Below are 24,036 nucleotides of genomic sequence, written 5' to 3' on the forward strand. Positions count from 1 at the left end.
TTAAAATCAGGTATAACGTGCCTTTTTATCTGCTAATTTAAAAAAGGTAGAGAGCGTAATTATTAAAAGAGGCTGCACTCTGATGGACGAGAAACGGCGTATGTTCGGGAAAAGAAAAAAGACCCTTCACAATGGGCCTTTTTCTTTAACGTTCATTCTGCTGATTTCTATGGCGTAGCTACCGCAAGCATGCCTTCAATAACCTGCAACAGACCTGTTGGATAGACCCCAATGTATACCAGCAGCAACGTCAGAATCGTGAGTGTACCCACGCTCGCCAGGTAGATAGAAGGCCGCAATCTGCCACGTGGTTCCATTTCAACCTCCGCATCCGCTTGCTGGAACATGACGGCCACGATGCGGATGTAGTAGAAGAGACCTATCACGCTGTTAAGCGCCAGCATGACCACGAGCAGCCACAACTGGGTATTCACGCCAGCAGCCAGAATGTAGAATTTGCCTACGAATCCCGCCGTGAGCGGTATACCTGCCAGCGAGAGTAGCATGACCGTGAACACCGCCGCTGTCCACGGCCTGCGCCAGAGCAGGGCGCGGTAGTCTTCGAGTTGTTCTGCATCGCGCTCTTTGTCCGAGAGCATGGCCACGACTCCAAAGGCCCCAACTGTCGTAATAAAGTAGGCTACGAGGTAAAAGGTCACTGCTTCCACACCCATCTGGTTGCCGGTCAGAAAGGCCACCAGCAGGTAGCCGAGGTGCGCGATGGAAGAGTAAGCCAGTATGCGCTTGACGTTGCGCTGCAGCAAAGCTAGCAGGTTACCGGCCAGCATAGAGGCAATCGCCACGATGGTGAAAATGAGCACGAGAGTAGGGTAGCGGAAACCGTCGACCTCCATGAAAAAACGAATCAGTACGCCCAGTACGCCGCCTTTGGAGACGGTGGCGATAAAAGCCGTAACCGGAGCAGGGGCGCCTTCATACACATCCGGTGCCCACATATGAAAAGGCACAACACTCAACTTGAAACCAATACCGACTATCATCAGTCCGAAGCCTGTTAGGAGCAGCAGCGGCAGCTCTGTGAAGTTGGCAATGGCCGTGGCTATACCTGCGAACTCCATGGTGCCTGTGCTGGCGTAAACCAGCGCCATGCCGAAGAGCAGAAAGGCCGAGGAGAAAGCCGCCAGAATGAGGTATTTTATACCTGCCTCGTCAGAGCGTTCACGTGTGCGGAGATAGGCGATTAGAGCATAAAGCGAAACGCTGAGAATTTCCAGACCCAAGAAGAGCGAGGCGAAATGAGTGCTGATGACCAGTACGCAGGCCCCGATAGTCGCCAGCAACAGCAGGATGTAATACTCTTCCTTGCGCTCTTCCCGTTGCTCGAAATACGCATAAGACAGCATGCTGATGAGCAGCGCCGTGAGCAAAATCATTCCAATGTAGAAAACCCCAAAACCGTCTACCACCAACAGAGGCTCGATGGTATAGCGCCCGACATCCCGCAGTTCAAACAGTGAGGCAAAAGCCGCTAGAAAAGAGACAGCCGTAATCACGTACATGATTTTGTGGTTGCGCCCCACGGCAATCACCAGCATGGATACCAGCACCGCAAAGGTGAGGATGAGCAGCGGCATGAGGTGTTGAAAATCAGTCAGGGTCATGGCGTGAGGCTTTTAAAATTTGGTTTAAGCGTATCGTATCAGTTAGCTGCACCTGCGGGGTGAGTTGGCTCATAGCCACAGGCGGAGGTGGCGAAGCAGTATAAGCCTGCAGTTGCTCCTGTATACTCGGCCGGGCGGTGTCGAGGAAAGGTTGCGGGTATAGTCCAAGCCAGAGAATCATGGCAACCATAGGTATAGCAATCAACATCTCACGGGCGTTCAGGTCCGGTAGGGCTTGCTCCATGCGGTTGGCTTCGAAGAAGATTTTCTGCATGATGCGCAGCGAATAAATGGTGGCCATTACCAGACCGATGGTTGCGAAAACCGTTAGCCAGTTGTTCGCCTGCCAGGAGCCGACCAGCGTCAGGAACTCCGCGATGAAGTTGCCGAGTCCGGGCAGACTGAGCGAGGCCATGACAAAGACAAGCGCAATGACGCCCATCTTGGGAGCCGTGGTCCAGAAGCCACCCATTTTCTGGATATCGCGGGTATGGAGTCGTTCGTATAGGAAGCCCGCTATAATGAAAAGCGCGCCGGTACTCAAACCGTGGGTAATCATCTGCATGACCACGCCCTGCAGCGCCCACTCGTTGAAGGAAAATACCCCCAGAATCACAAAGCCCATGTGGCTCACGCTGGTATAGGCCACCAGTCGCTTGAGGTCGGTCTGTGAGAAGGCTAGAATGGCTCCATAGATGATACCGATTACCCCCAGCAGCATGGCCCAAGGCGCGAACTCTACCGTGGCCGTCGGGAAGAGCGGAAGCACGAAGCGGAGCAAACCGTAAGCACCTGTTTTGAGCAGCAATCCCGCCAGAATCACACTGCCGGCTGTGGGCGCCTGTGAGTGCGCATCGGGGAGCCAGGAATGGAAAGGCACAACCGGCAGTTTTACCAGGAAAGCAGCCAGAAACCCGAACATGAGCAGACGAGCCGCTTCGGGTGCCAGCGTGGTGTTGAGCAGTTCGAAGTAGCTGAAGGTATAGAGGCCGGTTTGCCTGCCGTGAATGAAGTAAAGTCCAAGGATGGCTAGCAACATGAGCAAGCCGGAAGCCTGCGTGAAAAGGAAGAATTTGAAGGCGGCATAACGGCGGTTTTCGTGTCCCCAAATGCCGATGAGAAAATACATCGGGATGAGCATGACTTCCCAGAAAAAGTAAAACAGGAAGAGGTCCATGGTGAGGAACACGCCGGTTATACCTGCCAGCACCCACAGCAGATTGAAGTGAAAGAAAGCGACCTTAGTCTGAATCTCGCGCCACGAAATGAGCACCGATAGCAAGCCCAGAAAAAAAGTGAGCAACAGCATGAGGAGACTCAAACCATCCAGCGCCAGACGAAAATCAATGCCCCATTGCGGAATCCAGGGTTGGTTGAACTGAATCAGCCAGGCCGAGTCCAGAACAGGTATAGGGTTGCTCAGCCACAGGTATAGCGTCATCCCGAAAACAGCTAGTACCGAGCCCAGCGCTATCCAGCGGGGCAGAGCACGGTTGATTTTTCCGGAAATCCAGGCCAGCACGCCGCCGGCCATCAATATCACAATCAGCCAGACCAGTATCATAGCAGTAGACTTATGGTTAGAATCATAATCGCACCGACGACAATGCCCGCCACATAATTGCGCATCACGCCCGTTTGGGTGCGGGAGAAGAGCTCGTGAAAGTTTTGTGTCACGTTGGCAATGAAGGTATAGATGGAGTCGATGAAGTCTTTTTTATTCACCTTCGACAGGTAGACATAAGGCCGCACAAAAAGCGTGTCGTAGAGCTGGTCGAAGCCCCAGCCCGAATGCCAGAAACGGTGAATCGCCATGGCAAATTCGGAACGGTGAATGCTCTCAATAAGCTCCGGTTTTTTGTAGTAATAAAGGTAGGCGATGAAAATTCCGCCCAACGATACGACAGCCGCCAGCAACTGCAACATCCACTCATACTGGTTGAAATCTGGTACCATCGTGACGGCTGGCAGGATAGGAGCCAGAAAGTCTGAGAAGAGCACGACGTGCCCGAAGTTGTGCGGCAGCTCGATGAAACCACCCGCGAAGGAGAGCACGCCCAGAATGATAAGCGGTACCGTAATCGCCCAAGTCGGTTTGTGTCCGACGTGGGTTTTCTCTTCACCATAAAAAGTGAGGAAAACCATCCGGAAGGTATAGATGGAGGTGATGAAAGCGCCCAGCAAACCCGCCAGGTATAGCCAGATGTTTCCGTTCTCTCCGGCCAGTTGCAGCCACAGAATCTGGTCCTTGCTGTAGAAGCCCGCCGACACCAGCGGGAAGGCCGCCAGCGAGGCAGCGCCTATCAGGAAGGTATAGAATACTACAGGAAGTTTCTTACTCAGGCCACCCATTTTGCGCATGTCCTGTTCGTGGTGCAGCGCCAGAATTATCGCTCCGGCACAAAGGAAAAGCAGCGCTTTGAAGAAGCCGTGAATCATGAAGTGGAACACCCCCGATGACCAGGCACCCACACCCAAAGCCAGGAACATATAGCCCACCTGACTGATGGTGGAGTAGGCCAGTACACGCTTGATGTCGTACTGTGTGAGTGCCGCAAAACCCGCGATGAGCAAGGTCACAGCGCCAATCACCGCCACGGCCGTCATGGCCACCGGCGACAGTGCAAAAATCACATGCATGCGGGCAATCAGGTATACCCCGGCCGTCACCATGGTGGCCGCGTGTATGAGCGCACTGACCGGCGTCGGACCCGCCATCGCATCAGGTAGCCAGGTCTGCAACGGCAACTGACCAGACTTGCCTACCGCACCACCCAAGAGGAGCAGTGCAATAATCATCGCCGTTTCATTGCCGATGCTCCATACCTGCGCCGCTTCTGTAGAGATACTCTGGATGTGCAACGTGCCGAATTGCTGGAAGAGCATGAACAAACCAATGGCCATGGCCGTGTCACCGACACGGGTGATAATGAAAGCTTTTCGGGCGGCATAGCCGTTTTCGGGCTCCTTGTACCAAAAGCCGATGAGCAGGTATGAGCAGAGCCCCACGCCTTCCCAACCCAGGTATAGCAACAGCAAGTTATCGGCCATCACGAGCATGAGCATAGAGCCCACAAAGAGATTCATGCAGGCAAAAAATCTTGCGTAGTCCTTGTCTTCGGCCATGTACTCGGTGGAGTAAATGTGGATGAGAAACCCGACGAAAGTGATGACGAAAATGAAGACCATCGAAAGGGCGTCGAGGTGGAAAGCAATAGAAGGACTGAAGCCCGCCACATCAAACCACTGCCATACTTCCTGCCGGATAAAAGCCGGCCGTGAGCTGAGGTATTCTATACCCAACACCAGTGTAACAGCGGCTGAAATGCCGACGCTCCCGACCCCGATGACCGAGACCAGCGCACGGGAAATGCGGTTGCCAAAGAGTACCAGCAAAAGGGCGCCGGCAAAGGGCAGGGCGGGGATTAACCAGAGTAATTCTCCCATCGTTTTATCCTTTCATAAAATTAGCTGCGTCGCTGTTGAGCGTCTTCAGCTGGTGATGAATCTGCAGTATCAAAGCCAGCCCAACCGACACTTCAGCGGCGGCCATCGTGAGGATGAAGATGAACATGATTTGTCCGTCCGGCTGCGCCCAGTGACTGCCCGCCACGATAAAGGCCAGCCCGGCGGCATTCAGCATTATCTCCACCGAAATGAGCATGAAAATGATGTTGCGGCGAATCATCACACTGATAAGCCCGAGCATAAACAGCACGCCTGCGAGCAACAAACCTGTTTCCATAGGTATAGCACTCATAGCACGGTGCTCCTTTCTTTTTTCGGTTCCTTTTCCTGCAGGAAGCGGTGGATGACTTTCTTCTTCTGTCTACCCAAGTGATAGGCCCCGACTATACCTGCCATCAGGAGAATACCCGATAGCTGCACACCCAGCACATAGGGGCCGTACAGCGCCAACCCGACAGCCCGTGCATCAACATAGCTGCCAGCGGCAGGATCGGCAGGCATTTCAGCGATGACCAACAGGTATACCAACTCAGCCAGCAAGACAAAGGAAAGCAGAGCAGGACCCATCCAGAGTTTGGGCTGGAGCCATGCTTTTTCCTGTTCCACATCTTCGCGGGTAAGGCTGAGCATCATGATGACGAATATGATGAGCACCACAATCGCCCCGGCATAAACAATCACTTCAAGGGCTGCCATGAAAGGTGCGCCCATCGTCAGGAACACCACGGCCACTGCCAGAAAAGAGACCACCAGGTATAGCAGGGCATGAATCATGTTGAAGCGCGTGATGACCATAATGGTGGCTAGCACGGCGACGGCTGCGGCTATATAAAATGTGAGTTCCATAGGCTAGGGGAGTAAGCTTTTGATGTCTACAGGAGGCGCTTCGTTCTCGGCTTCGCCCTTGCCTTTTCCGCCGATGGCCAGTCCCGCTACCTTGTAGTAGTTGTAGCCGTGGTACTTGCCTTGTCCGTTGATGAGGAGGTCCTTTTTCTCGTAGACGAGGTTTTGGCGGTTGTATTCGCCCATCTCAAAATCAGGTATGAGCTGAATGGCATAAGTCGGGCAGGCGTCTTCGCAGAAACCGCAGAAAATGCAGCGCGAAAAGTTGATGCGGAAGAACTCGGGATAGCGTCGGCCGGTCGGGTCTTCGGTGGCCTGCAGCGCGATGCAGTCTACGGGGCAGGCAGCAGCGCAGAGATTGCAGGCCACGCAGCGTTCGCCCCCGTCCGGGTCCCGCGACAAGACAATGCGGCCCCGCCAGCGGGTCGGGAGAATGGCCTTTTGCTCCGGATACTGAATGGTTTCCCGCTTATGAAACGCATGCAGAAACGTGAGCCACATACTGCGCAATAAACTAAACATACCTGCTCCTTTCGTTTATTTTATTATTTATTCGTGCTACGAAACTGTACATTCGAATCCGATGCACTTCTCTCCGCAAACTCTCCCCTTGAGGGGAGTAAGAGGGGTGTTAATCATGCACGATTGTCATCCCCCTGCCCCCTTCAGAGGGGACTTTTTGTTGCCTTTTGTTCTCTCTTACCTAATTTATTAGGCGCTTAGCGATAGACTTTCCAACTGGCCTTACACCCCTATGGTCCCCTCAAGGGGACAGTCTCGTGTTATCCAATCTTCAACCTTCTAACTTCTAAACTCCCCAACTCCTAAACTCACCTATACCCATCATTCAACCACAACAACGCCCCTGCCGTCACTACCAAATTCAACAGTGTCAACGGCAGCAAATACTTCCATCCGTACTCCATCAATTGGTCATAGCGTGGTCTTGGCATGGAAGCGCGTAACAGAATAAATATACCTAGGAAAAAAGCCGTCTTCAGAATAAACCACACGATAGGTGGTAGGAAATCCGGGCCGAGCCAGCCGCCGAAAAACAGGACTACCATCATGCAGGAAATCAGGGTAATGCCCATGTACTCGCCGATGAAGAACATGCCGAATTTCATGCCGGAGTACTCAGAGTGGAAACCGGCTACGAGCTCACTTTCCGCTTCCGGCACGTCGAAGGGCAGGCGGTGCGTTTCGGCTATACCTGCGATGAAGAAAATGACGAAGCCGATGATTTGCGGCACCACGAACCATAGGCCCCGCTGCGCTTCCACGATGGTGCTAAGGTTGAAAGAGCCCGCCATCAGCACCACGCCCATAAGCGACAGTCCCATGAACACTTCATAGGAAATCATCTGCGCCGCACCGCGCATGGCGCCCAGCAAACTGTACTTATTGTTGGAGGCCCAACCACCCAAAATGATGCTGTAAGCGCCCATCGAGGACATGGCCAGGAAGAACAGCAAACCGATGTTGAGGTCGGCTACTACAATGCCCGGCGCAAAGGGAATCACTACAAAGGACATCAGCACCGTGACCACGACAATAGCCGGAGCCAGAATGAACACCGGCTTATCGGCGAAAGGCGGAATCCAGTCCTGTTTGAAGAACAGCTTGATGGAGTCGGCGGCCACAATCAGCAAACCAAAAGGGCCTGCTCGATTGGGTCCATAGCGGTCCTGCAATAAAGCCAGACCGCGTCGCTCTACCCAGATAAGCAATGCCGCCACGTTGAGCATGACAAAAAGCACGCCGCCTATAATCAGTAAGTAGTTTGGGGTTGCTGTTTCCATTTGAGTTCTCGGTTAAGTATGGCCCAGGCAGGCAGTTCGGCATATGGTATACCCGGCAATCCGGCGGGCATACCTGCGGTGCCGCTACGGATAATCGGACTTATTTTCACGGGTAGTTGGTATACCTGCCCTTCGATGGTGAAGCTCAGGGTCTGGCCTTCCTGCAGTTTCATCTGGATGGCGTCTTCTTCGTTGAGTAACACATAAGGCTCCGGCGCCCGCTCCACGATGGGTGGGGAGTGCATGCTGAGTTCTTCGGAACCAAAAATGTGGTGGAGCGGCAGCATGTACAGGTGGCCTTCCAGCGGCTGGAATTTCTGAGGCACCGTCTGGGTATAGGGTGCGGTATGGTTGGTATCGGGTTTGATTAGGCGCAAGCCCGGGTCCCCGCCTTTTAAGTGACCGCCTACTTCCTGTTGGTACTTGTTGGTGGCCTGCGCCGAGTTCCAGCCCGGTGCCCAGAAGAACGGAATCATAGACGAAGGTGGTTGGCCGCGGTAGCCTTCCATGGTATAGGAAAGCGGTGCGTCCGGGTCTACCGGCGGTTTCGGCTCGTTCACATTGATGTTGGCCAGCATGGCGGTGCGACCACTGAAACGATGCGGCGCCCGCGGTATTTTCTGTCCGGCAATGCGGAAGTCAACTCCCGGAGCTACGGCGTCAACCCCTTTAAACTCCGGCATTTCTTTCACCATGGCCTGCAGCACGTCGTCGAAGCCGTGCCAGTGACTGATTTGGTCGTGGGCCAGCAAAGTGCCCAGTTCACCCAGCCAACGCCAGCTTTCCTGCAGGTCTTCGCCAGTCGGGTATACCTGAAAGAAACGCTGCGCCCGTCCTTCGTTGTTAATCAGCGTGCCATCGGCTTCAGCGAATGTGCCAGCTGCGAGCAAGATGTCGGCTTCTTCGGTAGTGGCATTGTGCAAGTGGTCGAGCACAATCACATTCTTAGCGGTCTTCAGAAAATTGGTCACCATACCTGCGTTGGCACGTCGGTAGAGGTCATTTTCCAAAATGATAACCGTATCAGCATAGCCATTCAGCACCGCTTCGAGGGCCGATTCCAGTTTGTGGCCGCCCAGCATGGCGAGGCCCATGCTGTTGCACTCCGGCAGCGTGAGCACAATACCAGCATCCTTTTCTTTAGCTACCAGCGCATTAGTGATGTTGGCCGTGGCCATCAGTACTCGTTCGCTGCCGGAGTGCGTTCCTGAAATTATGAGTGGTTTTTTTGCTGCCATCAAGGTATCAGCAATCTCTCTAGCCAGCTGAATTTCGTCTTCATTCAAACCGGACACTTCCGGGAAGTCGGCATTTATGAAATTGGCCACGGCAAAACCCAGTCGTGCAATGGCGTCTGGGGAATCGTGGTAGGTATGGGTAGCGATTTCGTCGAGCTTGGTGTCGTGGATGGTGGCGATGAAGAGCGGACCCATTTCATCTTGCACGATTTCGCGCACGGCAGCATCCTGCCATACTGGTATATTGGCTTTTGAAATGTGTTCGAGGGAAGGTTGCATGCGTACCGATTGCCGCACGGCCAGCGCCAGGATGGGAGCGGTGTTGAGTAGGTCTTCACCCAGAATAAACACGGCGTCGGCTTGCTCCACTTCCCGCAGGGATGGAGTAAGAGCGGCACCTTCTTTCAGAATCTTAAGCGCCAGACAAACCAAGTCGTGCTCGGTGTCGGATACACCGTGGTGGAAGTTGTCATCACCTACCAGCGTCTTCAGCATGAAGTTCGACTCCAGTGAGGCTCGTGGCGAACCTATACCTATCACGCTGCCAGTCCGGAAAGCGGCAGCCGCAGCTTGTAGTGCAGTTAATTTATCGGTCGCTTCAGGTAGTTTTGCCCGTACCAGCGGCTTTCGGATGCGGCCCACATGGTTCACGTGCTCGTAGCTGAACCGTCCGCGGTCGCAGAGGAAGTAGCCGTTCACTTCGCCGTTATACCTGTTTGTGATGTTGCGCAAGCTGCCGTAGCGTTCTCCCGCCGTAATGTTGCAACCGAGACTGCAATGGTGGCAAACGGACGGCGCCATGGTGAGGTCCCATTTACGGGTATAGTGCTGTTTCAGGGTCTTGTCGGTGAACACACCAGTCGGGCAGACCTCCACCAGGTTGCCACTGAACTCACTTTCCAGAACGCCATCTTCGTGGCGACCAAAATACAGGTGGTTGTGCGCGGCGAAAACGTCGAGGTCTTTGCCGCCGGCATAGTCTTTATAGTAGCGCACACAGCGGTAGCACTGGATGCAGCGGTTCATTTCGTGGTTGATGAACGGGCCGAGATACTGGTTAACGTAGGTGCGCTTGTCGAAGCGGTAGGCGCGGTAGTTGTGGCCGGTCATCACGGTCATGTCCTGCAGGTGACAGGAGCCTCCTTCGTCGCAAACGGCGCAGTCGTGCGGGTGGTTGGTCATCAGCCAGCCAATGACGTGCGCCCGGAATTCCTTGGCTTCCATGTCGGCGATGGAGATGCGCATGCCGTCGCGCACCTGTTCCATACACGACATAAAGAGCTTGCCCTTGGTATCGTTTTCGTCCTTGTATACCTTCACGGCGCATTGCCGACAGGCACCGATGGAGCCCATGGCCGGGTGCCAGCAAAAGTAGGGAAGGTCCTTGCCAAGGGTGAGGCAGGCTTCCAACAGGTTCTTGCCTGTAGGTACTTCGTAGGGTTTGTCGTCTATATAGATGGTTGCCATACTTTTGCTTTGCTCCAAGGACAGTGTTGTTCGTGAATGTGTCGTTCAAAATCTTCTCTGAAGTACTTCAGAGCGCTCTGCAGAGGTTCCATGGCGCCGGGGGCAAGGGCACAAAACGTGTTGCCGGGGCCGAGGTATTTGGTATGAAAGTCAAGTGTGAGGAGGTGTTCGGGTTTGCCTTCGCCCCGGTCAATGGCGAGAAGGATTTTCTCTACCCAAGGCAGTCCTTCGCGGCAAGGCGTACAGAAACCGCAGGATTCCTGCGCAAAGAAATGCTGCAGGTTGTGCACAAAGCCAACCGGACAGGTCTGGTCATCGAGGATAATCATCGTGCCCGTACCCATGCGACTGCCGGCGGCCTGAATGGCGGTATAATCCATAGGCAAATCCATGTGCTCTTCCACCAGAAAATCCGTGGAAGCGCCGCCCGGCAAAAGGCCTTTGAAGAGGTAGCCGTCTTGCATGCCGCCGCCGTGCTCTTCAATCAGTTCCCGGATGGTCGTGCCCATCGGCAGTTCCCAGCAACCCGGCGTTTTCACGCGACCGCTGATGCCGTATAGTTTGGTGCCGGCGTCTCCGGTTTTGCTCAGGCCCTTAAACCACTCCGCTCCGTTATTAATGATGTGCGGCAGACAGCAGAGCGTCTCCACATTGTTCACGATGGTCGGCTTGCCAAACAAACCACTCACCTGCGGGAAAGGAGGCTTGGCTCTAGGGTTGGCCCGCTTGCCTTCGAGGGCATTGAGCAAAGCCGTTTCTTCGCCGCACATATACCTGCCTACGCCGGTGTGCAGGTGCATGTCCAAATTGAAGCCTGAACCCAGAATATTTTCACCCAAGTAACCCGCTTCATAGGCTTCGTCGAGTGCCTTGATGATTTCTCGTGCCGCCACCTTGTAGGCCCAGCGCATGAAGATGTAGGAAATGCTGGCGTCGATGGCATAGGCCGCCACAATCATCCCTTCTATCAACTGGTGCGGATTGCCTTCCAGCAACACGCGGTCCTTAAAGGTGCCGGGCTCCATCTCGTCGGCATTAGCCACGAGGTATTTGGGCTTGGCCACTTCAGGTCCCATCGGCACGAAACTCCATTTCAGGCCGGTGTTAAAGCCCGCACCACCGCGCCCGCGCAGGTCGGAGGCCTTGACTAAATTCTGCACATCGGCAGGAGCCATTTCTTTCAGGATTTTTCGCACCGACTGATAGCCGCCCACTTGCTCGTATTCTTTGAGGGAGAGCGGTGCGCGTCCGGGGACAATGTGTTGGGTCAGGGGCTTCTCCATAGGTATGCCCGCTTGGGTTTTAGGTATACTTTTCCAGAATCTCGTCCAGTTGTTCCACCGTCAGGTCACGGTACAAATCGTTGTCAATCATAAGGGCAGGGGCCCGGTCGCAGGTACCGAGGCAGCAATTGGGTAGCAAAGTAAAGCGGCCGTCTTCGGTGGTCTGGCCGTATTGGATGTTCAGTTTTTCGGAGAGGCGGTCGCGAATGCCTTCGTAGCACATCACCCAGCAACTGATGCTGTCGCACACCAGAATCACATGACGCCCCACCGGTCTGCGGAAAATCAGGTTGTAGAAAGTGGCCACGCTGTCGAGCTCCGCCGATGACATCCCTACATAATCTGCCACATCCTTCAGGCTCTCGTCCGACACCCAACCATGGCTTTGCTGCACGATTTTCAGCGCTTCGATACAGGCGTTCTTCGGCGAAGGCACTAAGCTGATTTCGTGGTCGATTTTGTGTTTTTCTTCGGTTGTGAGCATGGGTGTTAAATTTTTGAATTATCTATCAATATCTGCCAATACATAATCCATCGCGCCAAGTATGGAGAGCAAATCCGCTACGGTATAGCCGCGGGTGATGTAGGGGAGCATCTGCATGTGCGGGAACGAGGGAGTGCGGATGCGTACCCGGTAAGGGGAGGTGTTCCCGTCACTGGTCAAATAGTATCCGTTGGCTCCTTTGGTCGCTTCAATGCAGCTCATCGCTTCACCCGGCGGAATGACCGGTCCCCACGTTACACCCAAAAAGTGCGTGATTAGGGTCTCGATATCGTGCATGGTGTTTTGCTTGATGGGCGGCGTGGTAATCGGGTGGTCAGACTTGTAAGGTCCGGACGGCATATTTTTCACGCATTGTTCGATGATGCGCAGACTCTGGCGCATTTCGGCTACCCGCACCACGGCGCGGTCATAACAGTCGCCGTTGCTGGCGGTGGGCACTTCAAAGTCGAACATTTCGTAGCCGGAGTAGGGACGCATTTTGCGGAAGTCCCATTCAAATCCGCAAGCGCGCAGGTTCGGTCCGGTCACGCCCCATTCTATGGCTTCTTCTTTGGTGAAGATGCCTATACCTACCGTGCGGGCTTTGAAGATGCTGTTCTTCATTACCATCGCGTCGTACTCTTTCAGGCGTTTCGGGAAGTAGTCAATGAATCGCTGCACCAGTTGTTCCCAGCCTTTGGGCATGTCCTGCGCTACACCACCGATGCGGAACCAGTTGGGGTGCATGCGGCCACCGCAGATACCTTCGATGATGTCGAAAATTTTTTCGCGGTCGGTGAACATGTAGAACACCGGCGATAACTGGCCTACGTCCTGCGCAAAAGTGCCGTACCAGACGAGGTGACTTGCAATGCGGAAGAGTTCGCACAGCATCACCCGGATATACTTTACCCGCTCCGGCACTTCGATGCCTGCCAGTTTCTCCACTGCCTGCAGATAGGCCAAATTGTTCATTACGCCGCCCAGGTAATCCACGCGGTCGGTATAAGGGATATAGGTATGCCACGACTGGCGCTCACCCATTTTCTCGGCACCGCGGTGGTGGAAGCCAATGTCCGGTATAGCATCCACGATGTCTTCGCCGTCGAGTTGCAGAATAATGCGCAGCACACCGTGCGTTCCGGGGTGTTGCGGACCGATATTGAGGAACATGAAGTCCGTATCATCACTCTGCTTTGCCAGTCCCCATTCTTCCGGCTTAAACTGCAGGGCTGATTGCTCGAGGTCTATCTTATCGTCATAGAGTTGGAAAGGACCCATCTCGGTTGCGCGGGCTGGGTGCTCTTTTCGGAGCGGGTGGCCCACCCACGTGCGTGGCATTAAAATGCGGGAAAGGTGCGGGTGCCCTTCAAAGCGGATGCCGAACATGTCGTATACTTCGCGCTCGTACCAATTGGCGTTTTGCCAGAGTCCGCTGATGCTGGGGGCTTTCGGAAAGTCTTCACGGAGTCCGGCTTTCAGTCTGATGAAGGTATTGCGCTCAAAAGAGAAGAGATGGTAAATGAGCGTGAAGCTGTAAGGTATATGGCCGTTCTCGGGTTTGCGGGTACGTTCGTCGATGGCCGTCAGGTCGAAGAGGAGGAGGAAGGGTTGCGGGAGGTCGTGCTTCAGGAATTTGAGCACTTCCGGCACATGGTCCACAGGAAGCCAGAGGGTGAGGATGTCATCCTTGGTGGTCTGCGTCTTGAACGTATCTTCGCCGTACCGCGACCGGAGTTGCTCCAGTATGCCGCTGTTGTTATTCATGGGAGGAGGCCGTAAGAAGTTGAAGTAATATGTTAAGTCATGTACTCTCTTTCTTTTTATGCTAAGTTTATACTTGTGTCACTTTGCTAGTGTAGCAACTGCTATAGCTTGTAGCTTGCTAACTTGTTTCATTGCTTCGCCTGTGCGGCGGGCACCTACTTTTTTCCTTGATGAAAAAAGTAGGCAAAAAAATCAAGACGCTCCAAACTCGCTGACCGCTCAAACAGTGGAGCGTCGTAAAGTGCACCGTGCTCAGGCTGAATGTTTCATTGCTTCAGGGGCAAGGATATTTTTCGATGCTTGCCAGTGGACTATAAACCACTCGCAGGACTTAGACCTGAGCGCTTGTAGCTACAGAAGTCCCCCGTTGAAGGGGGAAGGTGGATGTCAATCATCTTCGAGAATCCTATAAATCCTGATACATACAAATTCGCGACCTGTCCCTACAACTCCTAAAATCCTCAAACTCCCCAAACTCGCTAAAGCTCATCCGGCGACCGGAATTCGTTCATCTGGCTCCAGCGTTCTTTCTTTCCTGCTTTTACTTCGATTTTCTCCGGTCTAATGACACCCTGATCGCCGATGGTCCAGCTGAGTGGGCGGCGCTCTTTTCCTACACGATCAGCCAGCAACATCAGGCCTTCCATAAAGGCATCTGGCCGGGGCGGACAACCGGGAACGTAGACATCCACGGGAAGAAACTTGTCGACGCCCTGCACCACGCTGTAGATGTCGTACATGCCGCCTGAATTGGCGCAGGATCCCATCGAAATGACCCATTTCGGTTCCATCATCTGTTCGTGCAGGCGCTTGATGATAGGCGCCATTTTGATGAAGACCGTTCCTGCTATAATCATCACGTCCGCCTCACGCGGGGTGCCCCGGATGACTTCAGCTCCGAATCGGGCCACGTCATACTTAGGCGTCATGCTGGTGGCCATCTCCACAAAGCAGCAGGAGAGGCCAAAGTGGAAAGGCCACATAGAATTCTTTCGTCCCCAGCCAATGAGGTCCTGCAGCGTGGTGAGCATGATGCTCTGCTGCACAGTTTCCTCGTAGGAACTGGTGCCTTTCACGGCGTTGGCCGGCTCATCTGGTTTGCTTAACCACCATTTCATATCGTAGGGTGTTTGGTACTATCTCTAAACCTTAGCCTTCTCCAATAGCACTTCATCTATCAGGCTTTTGTCTGGGTTCAATTCAATCCTGGTTTGTGTGTCAGGCGTTTATAGGCCGCCAGTATCTTTTTGCCATCCGGTCCGAAGTCCAGCGCCCCGTTGCGCCACTCGTATACCAGCACCACAACCAGCATGGCAATAAACACTAGCACGCCGAAATAGCCATACCAGCCCAGCTCGGGGAAAGCGATGGCCCAGGAAAAAATAAAGATGGTCTCCACATCGAAAATCACGAACATCATGGCCACCATGTAGAACTGGGAGGAGAAACGGATGCGGGCACCTCCTGCACTCACAATGCCCCCCTCGTAGGGTTCGCCGGTGGCACGGGCATTGCCCCGTTGGCCCAGCACATAGGAGAGGCCCAGTATCAGCAGGACCAGGCTCAGCACAATGGCTCCATACACTACCATTGGCCAGAGTAACGTCGTGTTTTGAACTGATTCCTGCATACTTTTCTCCTTCTATTAGGCGGTTACATGAAAGCAAGAAAGGGTAGATAAGATATCCGGGCGACTTATTAGACGTGCCCGGTTATGTAGTGCTCGAGGTCCTCAATAATGCATTTCTGTTCCTCTATCATGTATTTCACGATATCTCCTATGGACACCAGGCCCACTAGTTGCTGTTTGTCCATCACCGGCAAGTGACGGATATACTTCTGTGTCATCAGGGCCATGCACTGTTCCATGGTGGTGTCCGGGGTCACGGTGAGAGGATGCTCGCTCATGATTTCCTGTACCAATGTATCGCGGGAGGCCTTGCCTTTTAATATCACTTTTCGGGCGTAATCGCGTTCTGTGAATATCCCCACGAACTTTTCGCCATCCATGACAAGAAGGGCGCCTACGTTTTGCTCCACCATCATTTCCAGCGCCTCGAATACGGTGCATGTGGGCTTGATGGCAATCACCTTATTGCCTTTTTTCTGGAGAATATGCCTGACTGTTCCCATACTGCCTCCTGCTTTACTAAATTGATAGACTTGATTGTTAGGCTGTTATACGGAGTGAATTGCTAAAGGTATAAGAAATATTAAAAACGTTACAAATATGTTCTTTATGTTCTAATGGTGGGGTTGCATAAGTGCAATGTTATGGCGAACTGGTAGCTATACCTGCGGAAGAGAAGGCATGGTATTTAGACAGGAATGCCTTGCATAACGACTGATATGTCGCTTGCCAGTTGCTATGTATGGTTTGCCCAAAAAGTTATTTTACCTGCCGCACAAGCCAGCTACCTCGTGCAGCACGCTGGGCAGGTGTTGTTCCCGTATGCCCACCTGGCGGAGCAGCGCCTCGTTGTGCAACAGTTCTTTGCACAGCACCACTTTGCGGTCCAGCAGTTTTTGTTTTTCGGTGTGGGATAAGGTGGTGAGGCAGGTGAGTGGGTATAGCTCAAAAGAATCTACCATGTCCTTGATGCTGCCTTTCGCAGGGTAGTCCCAGCCTACCAGGTGCATGTGCATGCAGGTGGCGTACCGGATGGCGTCTTCAGTGAAGCGGGTGTTCGTCATCACCCATACCTGGTGGAACCTGATTTCATACTCTTTCTCCGATGGCCATACCTTCTCCACATCCTTGAACCTGGAGTGGATGTACAGCGGCACCTTGACGTCTGATTTGTTGTGGTTCAGGTTGTGGTACTTGCACTCAATCATGATGCGCTGCCCGTCTTTGGAGGCTATCACGTCAATTTCGTGGCGCACGCAATGGCCGTCCACGAACACGCCTATCTCTGTCTGGAAACCCTGCGCCTGCAGCAACTCGGCCACAAACTTCTCGAAAGGGAAGCCCGAAGGCCCAAGCTCCATGATGCCCTGCCGCAGGCTATACCTGGCAGCGGTCGGTCTGGAGATTTTTTTGAGTATGCCGTAGGCCAGCTTGTAGATTTTGCGCGTGGGTATACCTTCATACAGGGCGGGCTCCAGTTGCTGAAGCACTTCCTGTATCTGTTCCTCGTCGGCTCCCGATTTGCTGAGCGATGAGCGTAGCTTGCCAATGGAGAATGTGACTTTCTCGCCGGTCGATTTAGTCACGACCAATGGGTCTGTTTTTTCAGCCATGTTGTTTGTGTGGTTTGGCAGCAGGAGTTGGCCCGGTTGCTATCCTACAGTTGTGAAAGCAGCCAGCTGGTTCTCACTATCTTGGTATGTTTATTTTGCTGAAATACGCTCCCAGATTTCGTTCACCTTGTTGCCGGTGCTGCTTTGCCCGGTATGGTGCCACTTGCCATCCTTCACCTCAAAATTGAAGCTGAGCTGCATGCCTACCCGGCTGGAGTCGCGTGAGAAGAACTCGATGTGCTCGGTGTATTTCCCGTCTTTTGCGGTGTAGGAGCCGCCGCCTGTTCCGGAGAACTCACCTGTCTCGGAGTTGAAGGCAATCCATTGGAAGCGGGTGCCTGAAAGTACTTTCAGCGTCTTTCGCGGACCGGGTCGCATGGTGTTCATCTGTCCGTCACGTTCGCGGCCAGTGATGCGCCAGGTGCCGGCGAGAGGAGAGGTGCCCTGTTCCTGCACTTTCTCCCAAGTTTCGGTTTGGGTCGCGTTGCTGATGTGCCACTTGCCTTTCTCTAGTTTGTAATTGCTCGTAGTCGGTTTTCCCACTTTGGTGGAGTCCATGGTATCGAACTCCGGAGTAATGGTGAGTTTGCCGTTTTGGGCAATGAAGGTCCCGCCAGTAGTGCCGAGAAATTTTTTATTGGGCTGGTCGTACACCGCCACCGTAAAAAATCCGTCCTGCACCAGCATGATGATGGAGTTGCCGGAGGGGTCCTGCATGCGCCAGGCGCCTTCTAGTTGATTTGTCTGCACCTTTTTCGCGTCTGTGGTGGTTTGCTGTGGCTGCTGTATCGGGGCAGGAGCCGTAAAGCCCATGAGTAATAGGAGGCCCATACCTGCCAGTTTTAACCTTTTCATTCGTTTTATCTTGCGCATGGTGTAACGGTCTAGTAAGTACTAAATAAGAACGATCGTAATGCTATGGGGTTGGAGAAAGCGCTTTGGCTCAGCACCTTGGTATAAGAGAAGAGCCGCTCTGCAGGAAGGGCAGGCGGCTCTACATTATTTTATCTTCACAGGAAGCTCTAAATTCTCCCACCGCATCAGAATGCCGTTTTTGGCTACTACGTAGGCAAGGCGTTCCTGCATGCGTGGGGATTTCCGTGGCTTCACGTTCACGCGCAGCGCATCGCGGCGCTCGTCGTACTCGGTGCCCCACTGGCCGATAGCCTTGTTGAAAATGACCGTCCATTGGTTCTCACCGGGAATGGTATAGAGGCTGTACTTGCCCTGGGGTAGGTGCTTGCCTTCCACCAGCACATCGCGGCTGAACTCAATGGTGGTCGCTTCGTTAGCACCGGCACGCCATACCTTGCCATAAGGTACCAGCTCGCCCCATACTTTGCGGTTCTTCACTGCTGGGCTGCTATAGTCAATCGTCACGGTTGTCTCGCCTATCTTGCCGGTGGCAACAGCGGGAGGACTAGGCCGGTTCGATTTATTATTACCCTGCGCCCAACTGGTGGCCGGAAGCAGCAGGAAGGCAAGCAGAAGGGGTAAGGTGAACAAATTTGCTCTTTTCATGAAGGCGGAATTAGGGAAGTTCATACAGCTTTAGGTTTTGCCAAGATAAAAAATTATCCTCATTTATGCCCATTAAATCCATTGGTGTATAGTTGGCTTGGGCTCACGCGTTAGTATGGTATATAGACTGTTGCAGCCACAAATGGTTTAACGTTCGAAGTTGATGAATTATGATAAACAAGATGCGGCTATACCTGCTTTTTGCGAACTGAAACTAGCAGGCATATGTTCCATCTGCAAGGTATGGCAACTCATCTTTGCTACTCATTGGTTGCTGCTAAAACAATTTTTTTACCTACTCTATGCACTTTAAACCGAAAGATATTTTTGCCCGTTTTAGTTTTCGGGCGCTGCTTCCGGTGTTGGTTTTGCTCTTCCTGAGTGCAGCCGCGCTGCCCGACAACAGCACCGGCAGCCTTGTGCTGCGTCCTGAAAAGCTGCCTTTCACGCCCAAGGAGTTTTACATTGCCGATATAGTGGATGAGCGGGCCGACAAGAAGGCGGTGGCCTACCTGTTGCCTGTCGCTAGCGCTACCGCTTCTCAGGCCAAAGCCCAGCCGGTAGACCTGGAGGGAGGGGGATTGGTTGCTATACGCCAGTTCATGCGGATGAGTGTGCCCCAGAACAAATCCCTCCGGCCGGTCACCATCCGGCTCCAGGAGCTTAGCGTAAAGGAGAAGCCTGTCGCAGCTAGAAGGGTGGAAGGCACTGTGGCCGTGGTGATGGCGTATGAACTGCAGCGGGGGGAGGAGTCCGTGCCGTTGTTGCAGTACAAAGGAGGCGCCCGCTATACCCGACCGGCTGGCAAGAATGAAGTGACCGAACCCGCTTTGCGACAGTCGCTGGTGGAGGCGCTACGCTACCTCAACACCTGGATGGACCGGGAGGCCCCGACCAATGAGAAGCTGGCTAAGGGTATAAAAGTTTCGTTTACGGATTACACCACTTCCGCCGACCTGGACACGGTCTTCTACTCGCCTGACCGCCCCCTGAACTGGAATGATTTTAAGGCGAGCCCTAACACGACCAGCCGCTTCTCCGCCACCGTGTTCCCGAGCTTTTCCTACGAGGGCGACAGCAAGGTAATCAACGGCATCGTGCACCTGGATTTGAAGTTGAAGGTATACGTGCTCAAGAGTTCTTCCTGGGTGAAAGAAGCCTCCAAGGATGCCTATGGTCTGAACCACGAGCAGCGGCACTTTGATATCGTGAAACTGGTGGCCGAGCGGTTCAAGCAGAAAATAAAACCGGAGATGCTGTCGGTGGAGGATTATAACAGCATCATCCAGTACCAATTCATTGAATCGTACCGGGAGATGAACCAGTTGCAGGACGCCTACGATGGCGAAACACGCCATGGCCTAGACCAGGCCGCACAGGAGCGGTGGAACCAGCGACTGGAGAAGGAGCTAATGGAATTCGCTGTGAAGTAGGGGTTAGATTCAACTTGTTCAGACTTGGCCACAAAAGGCCGCCTTCGGGACTAAGGTGAGTTTAGCAGGCCAGGTTAAGAAACGAAACACCCGCTTCTCCTCATTGGTGAAGCGGGTGTTTCGTTTTAGGTCGCGACTATACCTAGGTTGTCTGGCTGCTCGCCGTTACATAAAAATTAGGGTCTACGGTAAAGGTGCTTCCGGCTTTCACTTTCTTGATTTCCTTCCATTCCGTCGATGGGTTCAGCCACTGCTCTTTGCCGTTCAGGTATACCTTCACCGGCATGTCAAAACCTTCCACTACATTGTTCCAGCGGTAAACCAGTTTGTTCTTCTCCTGGCGGTACTCCAGTTCCGGAATGCGGGTATCGCGCAGATACTGGTCAAAGAATAGGCTTAAATCCTTGCCTGAGTGCTTAGCCAGATAACCTTCAATTTGCTGGGTTGTCACGGTTTGGTGGTAGAAGTCCTTGTTCAGGCCGCGCAGGATGCTGCGGAATTTATCATCGTCGTTCACCAACTGGCGTAGGGTGTGCAGCATATTGGCGCCTTTGTTATACATGTCACCGGAGCCAGCATAGTTCACGTCATACAAGCCAATCATGGGCCTGTCGTTTTTAATAGTTGCCCGCTTGCCGATGGTGTACTCATTGCCTGCCTTGGTGCCATAGTGGTAGTCCAGGAACAGCGACTCAGAGTAGGCAGTGAAGCTTTCGTGAATCCACATATCGGCCACATCTTTGTAGGTGATGTTGTTGGCGAACCACTCGTGGCCTGTCTCGTGTATGATGATGAAATCGAACTTCAGGCCCCAGCCGGTGCCGCTCAAATCTTTGCCCCGGTAGCCGTTCTGGTAGCCATTGCCATAGGTGACTGAGCTTTGGTGCTCCATACCTAGGTAGGGTACCTCCACCAGCTTATAGCTGTCTTCATAGAAAGGGTAGGGGCCAAACCAATGCTCTAGGGCCTGCATGGTACGGGGTACATCCTTGAACTGCTTCTTCGCCTTTTCCAGGTTATCGCGCAGCACGTAATAGTCGCAGTCAAGTAGGCCTTTTTCTCCCTTGTACTTCTCACCAAAGTGTACATAGTCCCCAATGTTGATGTTCACCCCATAGTTGTTGATGGGGTTGGAGACAAACCAGTGGAAGGTGCGGGTGCCGTCCGGGTTCTCATCTATTTTCCGCAAGCGACCGTTGGAGACATCCGTTAGCTCTTTGGGTACGGACACGCTGATGAGCATGCTATCGGGCTCGTCGTACATGTGATCTTTGCACGGCCACCAGAGGCTGGCGCCGTCGCCTTGGTTGGAACTGGCTATGAAAGGCTTGCCGTTATTGTCGCGTCTCCAGGTGATGCCCCCGCTCCAGGGCGGATTCACGCTCACCTGCGGTTTGCCGCCGTAGTGTACATCTACTTTGTTCACGGCTCCGGGTTTTTGCTGCTCTGCCAGCTGCACGAAATAGGCATTGCCCTCTTGTTTCACTTCCAGCTGTTTCCCGTTCTGCATCACCTTTTCCATACGCATGGGCGGCTGCAGGTCAATCTGCATGACCTGGTGAGGCTCCAGCACTTTATATTGGATGGTGTTGACGCCATAGATGGTGCTGTCGGTCGGGTTTACCTTGATGTTGAGGTGGTAGTAACTGAGGTCCCACCAGGCCCGCTCCGGGGTGATGGTGCCGCGCAGGGTGTCCTGCCGGGAGAAGGTCGGCGTCTGCTGCGCCTGGGCCTCTGCAGCCCCCAGCGAAAGCAGTGCAAGGGCCAGTGGGAAGATAGCTTTATTTTGTCTAAAGAGCTGTTTCATGCGTGCTATGGTTGAAGGTTCACATTCCCAAATTACGAATTTAGCGCTAAAATCAGCATTGGTTGTGGTTTATTTGTAAGGTTGATAAGGTATAGCCAGGTATAGCTAGTCTTTGGTTATCAGGAGGGGCTTCTTCTGCGTTCACAGTCATTTTTTTTTATTTCTGTCATTCCGACGGAAGGAGGAATCTCACGCCCTACTGGCCGCAAATCCAGCGCCAGCGCAGATGCGGCTTTTCTGAGGACAACGAGGGAGGAAACAGAGGAAAACTCCAGGTGCAGACCGACTCTCATTTTCCACCGCCGGTTCCCGCTGCGCTCGCACCGGCGGGTGCAATGCTAGCAGATTCCTCCTTCCGTCGGAAAAACAGAGTGTGTTTTAGAGTGACGGGAATGGTATAAGATTGACAGAAGCGTGAGCAGGTAAAGCCTTAACACCCCTCTGACTCCCCTCAAGGGGAGAGTTGCCCTGTAGCAACAGAGCAGCGGTATGGGCCAGGTGCACCTTGTAGGCGCTCCACTATTTGAGCGTTCAGCGAGTGGGGGTAGGGCCCCTCGAGAAAGGAGCGTCTTGGCTTTTTTGCCTACTTTCCCATCAAGGAGAAAAGTAGGTGCCCGCCGCACAGGCAAAGCGATGAAACAATGCAAGATGATAGATACCAACAGTAAAAGCAGTCAACTCTCCAACAACACCTATCATCTCAGGTATAGAAAGTCTGATGGGTTGCTCACCATAGGTATACAGGTTGCAGAGCCAAGTATGAAATCTTCAAAATACAAAGGGCCTCTCATGCTGAGAGGCCCTTTGCTTGATTTTGCGTTATATATAGCTAGACTAAGCTAGTTTCACATTCACCGCATTTAGTCCTTTTTTACCTTCTTTCACTTCGAATGTTACTTCGTCGTTTTCTCTGATTTCGTCAATCAGACCTGTTACGTGTACGAAGTACTCTTCGTTTGTTTCGCTGTCTTTGATGAAGCCAAAACCTTTGGTCTCATTGAAGAATTTTACTTTTCCGTTACTCATGATTTTTTGTTGTTATTACCTATTGACACCTCAAGACGTAAAATTGTTCCTGATAGTTTACAACTTTTTGCAAATAATTTAAAAAAGTGCCTCCAGGTGCTAAAAAAGAAGCGTTTAACTCGCCTTCCATTTAATTCCTGACTCCATACAGGTTGATTATAGGCAGCCAACAAAGGGCACGGCAGCCATGCCTTAAGGAAGCTGCCGGGCCCTTTGAGGGTTAAGGAGTAGTTTAGCCGTAGATTTCGTTCAGCAAACCAGCCAGACGGACACCCGCCTGCAGAATGCGCTGCTCCACGGTGCTGAAGTTCTCGTAGCTGTAGCGGTAGCTCAACCGACCGTCCTCCGGAATCGCATATACCTGGTTTCGCAGTCCCACCGACTCATATGCCCAGTCGCGCACGCCGGTGGCTTGCCACTGTTTCACCTGCTTTTTGTCAGGACAGCCTACAAATCTGGCCAGTTCCGTGAAGCTGAGGTTCTTGCCGTCAATCATTTCGGAGTCCCATACGCGGTGCAGGTTCGAGGACTGACCGAACCACTGGAGTTTCACGGCGTTGCCACCTGAGTCGCCCTCTTTGCCCACATGAAGCGGCTGATGCAAATCGCCTACCAGGTGCACCAGATACTTCAGATACTCCTGCTGCTGTTTGTCACTCAGGTCTTCGTCTTTCAGCGCCTTTACCGCCTCCTCTATCTTCATGATGATGTCGCCGTTCGGGTTTTTCTCCGTCTGCTCATACTTCATCCCGGCAGGTATAGTCACCCAGTGCCAGTCGTGGGTATGGTCGTAGGCTTTGTCAGATTTGATGTCGTCCATCCACACCGATACCTCCGCCAGGGAATTGTCGTGCAGCACTTTTTTAATCTTCTTCTTCGCTTTTCTGCTCAGGTGCTGTTCTGCAATCAGTCCTACAGCGCGGTGTCCGTTCTGGCCCCAGGCAAATGCCTCTCCTATGAACAAAGGGAGAAATAGCAGGACGCAAATTATTTTTTTCATGGGTGATAAGTATTGGAAGGTTATAAGCTGCA

At 53.0% G+C, this 24,036-nt stretch carries 21 protein-coding genes; 1 reads left to right on the forward strand and 20 read right to left on the reverse strand.

Translation table 11 applies throughout. The features are described 5' to 3' along the window. Positions 1-167: 167 nt before the first annotated feature. The 17 genes from B051_RS0107765 to B051_RS0107845 all read right to left on the reverse strand — a co-directional run bounded on the left by B051_RS0107765 (position 168) and on the right by B051_RS0107845 (position 18,738). Positions 168-1,622 carry an NADH-quinone oxidoreductase subunit N gene (locus B051_RS0107765; RefSeq protein ID WP_018477627.1) on the reverse strand — a complete coding sequence of 485 codons (1,455 nt, stop codon included), beginning with the start codon at positions 1,620-1,622 and terminating at the stop codon, positions 168-170. Next, complete coding sequence (gene nuoM, locus B051_RS0107770; protein WP_018477628.1) at positions 1,609-3,186, reverse strand: NADH-quinone oxidoreductase subunit M; 1,578 nt, start codon at positions 3,184-3,186, stop codon at positions 1,609-1,611. The genes B051_RS0107765 and nuoM overlap by 14 nt, the downstream gene beginning before the upstream one ends. Next, positions 3,183-5,069, reverse strand: coding sequence for an NADH-quinone oxidoreductase subunit L (nuoL, locus tag B051_RS0107775; protein ID WP_018477629.1), 1,887 nt, complete (start codon positions 5,067-5,069; stop codon positions 3,183-3,185). The genes nuoM and nuoL overlap by 4 nt, the downstream gene beginning before the upstream one ends. Positions 5,070-5,073: 4 nt before the next feature. Then, positions 5,074-5,367 carry an NADH-quinone oxidoreductase subunit NuoK gene (nuoK, locus tag B051_RS0107780; RefSeq protein WP_018477630.1) on the reverse strand — a complete coding sequence of 98 codons (294 nt, stop codon included), beginning with the start codon at positions 5,365-5,367 and terminating at the stop codon, positions 5,074-5,076. An 11-nt stretch (positions 5,368-5,378) separates the two neighbouring features. Continuing rightward, positions 5,379-5,936: an NADH-quinone oxidoreductase subunit J gene (nuoJ, locus tag B051_RS0107785; RefSeq protein ID WP_018477631.1), complete on the reverse strand. Its 558-nt coding sequence runs from the start codon at positions 5,934-5,936 to the stop codon at positions 5,379-5,381. Between the two features lie 3 nt (positions 5,937-5,939). Next, positions 5,940-6,455, reverse strand: a complete 516-nt coding sequence (gene nuoI / locus B051_RS0107790) for an NADH-quinone oxidoreductase subunit NuoI (protein WP_026236257.1) — start codon at positions 6,453-6,455, stop codon at positions 5,940-5,942. 308 nt (positions 6,456-6,763) lie between these two features. Continuing rightward, positions 6,764-7,735 (reverse strand): NADH-quinone oxidoreductase subunit NuoH, encoded by a 972-nt coding sequence (nuoH, locus tag B051_RS0107795; RefSeq protein WP_018477633.1) that lies wholly within the window; start codon positions 7,733-7,735, stop codon positions 6,764-6,766. Next, entirely contained in the window at positions 7,705-10,440 is a 2,736-nt protein-coding gene (gene nuoG / locus B051_RS0107800; protein ID WP_018477634.1) for an NADH-quinone oxidoreductase subunit NuoG, read from the reverse strand. The genes nuoH and nuoG overlap by 31 nt, the downstream gene beginning before the upstream one ends. Further along, a complete protein-coding gene (gene nuoF, locus B051_RS0107805) occupies positions 10,422-11,723 on the reverse strand; it encodes an NADH-quinone oxidoreductase subunit NuoF (RefSeq protein ID WP_018477635.1) in 1,302 nt (433 codons plus the stop codon). Before nuoF ends, nuoG begins: the two co-directional genes overlap by 19 nt. Positions 11,724-11,742: 19 nt before the next feature. Continuing rightward, positions 11,743-12,207 (reverse strand): NADH-quinone oxidoreductase subunit NuoE, encoded by a 465-nt coding sequence (gene nuoE / locus B051_RS0107810; protein WP_018477636.1) that lies wholly within the window; start codon positions 12,205-12,207, stop codon positions 11,743-11,745. A gap of 18 nt (positions 12,208-12,225) precedes the next feature. After that, complete coding sequence (gene nuoC / locus B051_RS0107815) at positions 12,226-13,974, reverse strand: NADH-quinone oxidoreductase subunit C/D (RefSeq protein WP_018477637.1); 1,749 nt, start codon at positions 13,972-13,974, stop codon at positions 12,226-12,228. 479 nt (positions 13,975-14,453) lie between these two features. Continuing rightward, positions 14,454-15,092 carry an NADH-quinone oxidoreductase subunit B gene (locus B051_RS0107820; RefSeq protein WP_018477638.1) on the reverse strand — a complete coding sequence of 213 codons (639 nt, stop codon included), beginning with the start codon at positions 15,090-15,092 and terminating at the stop codon, positions 14,454-14,456. A 77-nt stretch (positions 15,093-15,169) separates the two neighbouring features. Further along, the gene (locus B051_RS0107825; RefSeq protein WP_026236258.1) at positions 15,170-15,604 is read right to left on the reverse strand and encodes an NADH-quinone oxidoreductase subunit A; all 435 of its coding nucleotides are present in this window, start codon (positions 15,602-15,604) and stop codon (positions 15,170-15,172) included. Between the two features lie 68 nt (positions 15,605-15,672). Continuing rightward, entirely contained in the window at positions 15,673-16,107 is a 435-nt protein-coding gene (locus B051_RS0107830) for a CBS domain-containing protein (RefSeq protein WP_018477640.1), read from the reverse strand. Positions 16,108-16,368: 261 nt separating this feature from the next. Then, positions 16,369-17,217 (reverse strand): restriction endonuclease, encoded by an 849-nt coding sequence (locus B051_RS0107835; RefSeq protein ID WP_018477641.1) that lies wholly within the window; start codon positions 17,215-17,217, stop codon positions 16,369-16,371. Positions 17,218-17,307: 90 nt separating this feature from the next. Then, positions 17,308-18,072: a membrane or secreted protein gene (locus tag B051_RS0107840; RefSeq protein WP_211214325.1), complete on the reverse strand. Its 765-nt coding sequence runs from the start codon at positions 18,070-18,072 to the stop codon at positions 17,308-17,310. Positions 18,073-18,216: 144 nt separating this feature from the next. Continuing rightward, positions 18,217-18,738: a DUF2911 domain-containing protein gene (locus B051_RS0107845; RefSeq protein WP_026236259.1), complete on the reverse strand. Its 522-nt coding sequence runs from the start codon at positions 18,736-18,738 to the stop codon at positions 18,217-18,219. Positions 18,739-19,040: 302 nt separating this feature from the next. On the opposite strand from B051_RS0107845, the gene B051_RS0107850 reads away from it, so the two are divergent. Then, positions 19,041-20,171: a hypothetical protein gene (locus B051_RS0107850; RefSeq protein ID WP_018477644.1), complete on the forward strand. Its 1,131-nt coding sequence runs from the start codon at positions 19,041-19,043 to the stop codon at positions 20,169-20,171. A 142-nt stretch (positions 20,172-20,313) separates the two neighbouring features. On the opposite strand, the gene B051_RS0107855 is transcribed toward B051_RS0107850, so the two are convergent. From B051_RS0107855 to B051_RS0107870, 3 genes are all read right to left on the reverse strand, one after another. After that, entirely contained in the window at positions 20,314-21,978 is a 1,665-nt protein-coding gene (locus tag B051_RS0107855) for a M1 family metallopeptidase (RefSeq protein WP_018477645.1), read from the reverse strand. An 834-nt stretch (positions 21,979-22,812) separates the two neighbouring features. Beyond that, complete coding sequence (locus tag B051_RS0107865) at positions 22,813-23,004, reverse strand: cold-shock protein (RefSeq protein WP_007659836.1); 192 nt, start codon at positions 23,002-23,004, stop codon at positions 22,813-22,815. 232 nt (positions 23,005-23,236) lie between these two features. Next, positions 23,237-24,004 carry a S1/P1 nuclease gene (locus B051_RS0107870; RefSeq protein WP_018477647.1) on the reverse strand — a complete coding sequence of 256 codons (768 nt, stop codon included), beginning with the start codon at positions 24,002-24,004 and terminating at the stop codon, positions 23,237-23,239. Between the last annotated feature and the right edge of the window lie 32 nt (positions 24,005-24,036).

Origin of the sequence: Pontibacter roseus DSM 17521, from assembly GCF_000373265.1 — a bacterium.
Taxonomy (GTDB): domain Bacteria; phylum Bacteroidota; class Bacteroidia; order Cytophagales; family Hymenobacteraceae; genus Pontibacter; species Pontibacter roseus.

What these genes read in the sequence shown, in the direction of transcription:
- B051_RS0107765 (WP_018477627.1), bottom strand. Translation starts at nt 1,622, where the DNA reads ATGACCCTGACTGATTTTCAACACCTCATGCCGCTGCTCATCCTCACC.
- nuoM (WP_018477628.1), bottom strand. Translation starts at nt 3,186, where the DNA reads ATGATACTGGTCTGGCTGATTGTGATATTGATGGCCGGCGGCGTGCTG.
- nuoL (WP_018477629.1), bottom strand. Translation starts at nt 5,069, where the DNA reads ATGGGAGAATTACTCTGGTTAATCCCCGCCCTGCCCTTTGCCGGCGCC.
- nuoK (WP_018477630.1), bottom strand. Translation starts at nt 5,367, where the DNA reads ATGGAAACAGGTTTGTTGCTCGCAGGCGTGCTGTTTATGCTCGGGCTT.
- nuoJ (WP_018477631.1), bottom strand. Translation starts at nt 5,936, where the DNA reads ATGGAACTCACATTTTATATAGCCGCAGCCGTCGCCGTGCTAGCCACC.
- nuoI (WP_026236257.1), bottom strand. Translation starts at nt 6,455, where the DNA reads ATGTTTAGTTTATTGCGCAGTATGTGGCTCACGTTTCTGCATGCGTTT.
- nuoH (WP_018477633.1), bottom strand. Translation starts at nt 7,735, where the DNA reads ATGGAAACAGCAACCCCAAACTACTTACTGATTATAGGCGGCGTGCTT.
- nuoG (WP_018477634.1), bottom strand. Translation starts at nt 10,440, where the DNA reads ATGGCAACCATCTATATAGACGACAAACCCTACGAAGTACCTACAGGC.
- nuoF (WP_018477635.1), bottom strand. Translation starts at nt 11,723, where the DNA reads ATGGAGAAGCCCCTGACCCAACACATTGTCCCCGGACGCGCACCGCTC.
- nuoE (WP_018477636.1), bottom strand. Translation starts at nt 12,207, where the DNA reads ATGCTCACAACCGAAGAAAAACACAAAATCGACCACGAAATCAGCTTA.
- nuoC (WP_018477637.1), bottom strand. Translation starts at nt 13,974, where the DNA reads ATGAATAACAACAGCGGCATACTGGAGCAACTCCGGTCGCGGTACGGC.
- B051_RS0107820 (WP_018477638.1), bottom strand. Translation starts at nt 15,092, where the DNA reads ATGAAATGGTGGTTAAGCAAACCAGATGAGCCGGCCAACGCCGTGAAA.
- B051_RS0107825 (WP_026236258.1), bottom strand. Translation starts at nt 15,604, where the DNA reads ATGCAGGAATCAGTTCAAAACACGACGTTACTCTGGCCAATGGTAGTG.
- B051_RS0107830 (WP_018477640.1), bottom strand. Translation starts at nt 16,107, where the DNA reads ATGGGAACAGTCAGGCATATTCTCCAGAAAAAAGGCAATAAGGTGATT.
- B051_RS0107835 (WP_018477641.1), bottom strand. Translation starts at nt 17,217, where the DNA reads ATGGCTGAAAAAACAGACCCATTGGTCGTGACTAAATCGACCGGCGAG.
- B051_RS0107840 (WP_211214325.1), bottom strand. Translation starts at nt 18,072, where the DNA reads ATGAAAAGGTTAAAACTGGCAGGTATGGGCCTCCTATTACTCATGGGC.
- B051_RS0107845 (WP_026236259.1), bottom strand. Translation starts at nt 18,738, where the DNA reads ATGAAAAGAGCAAATTTGTTCACCTTACCCCTTCTGCTTGCCTTCCTG.
- B051_RS0107850 (WP_018477644.1), top strand. Translation starts at nt 19,041, where the DNA reads ATGCACTTTAAACCGAAAGATATTTTTGCCCGTTTTAGTTTTCGGGCG.
- B051_RS0107855 (WP_018477645.1), bottom strand. Translation starts at nt 21,978, where the DNA reads ATGAAACAGCTCTTTAGACAAAATAAAGCTATCTTCCCACTGGCCCTT.
- B051_RS0107865 (WP_007659836.1), bottom strand. Translation starts at nt 23,004, where the DNA reads ATGAGTAACGGAAAAGTAAAATTCTTCAATGAGACCAAAGGTTTTGGC.
- B051_RS0107870 (WP_018477647.1), bottom strand. Translation starts at nt 24,004, where the DNA reads ATGAAAAAAATAATTTGCGTCCTGCTATTTCTCCCTTTGTTCATAGGA.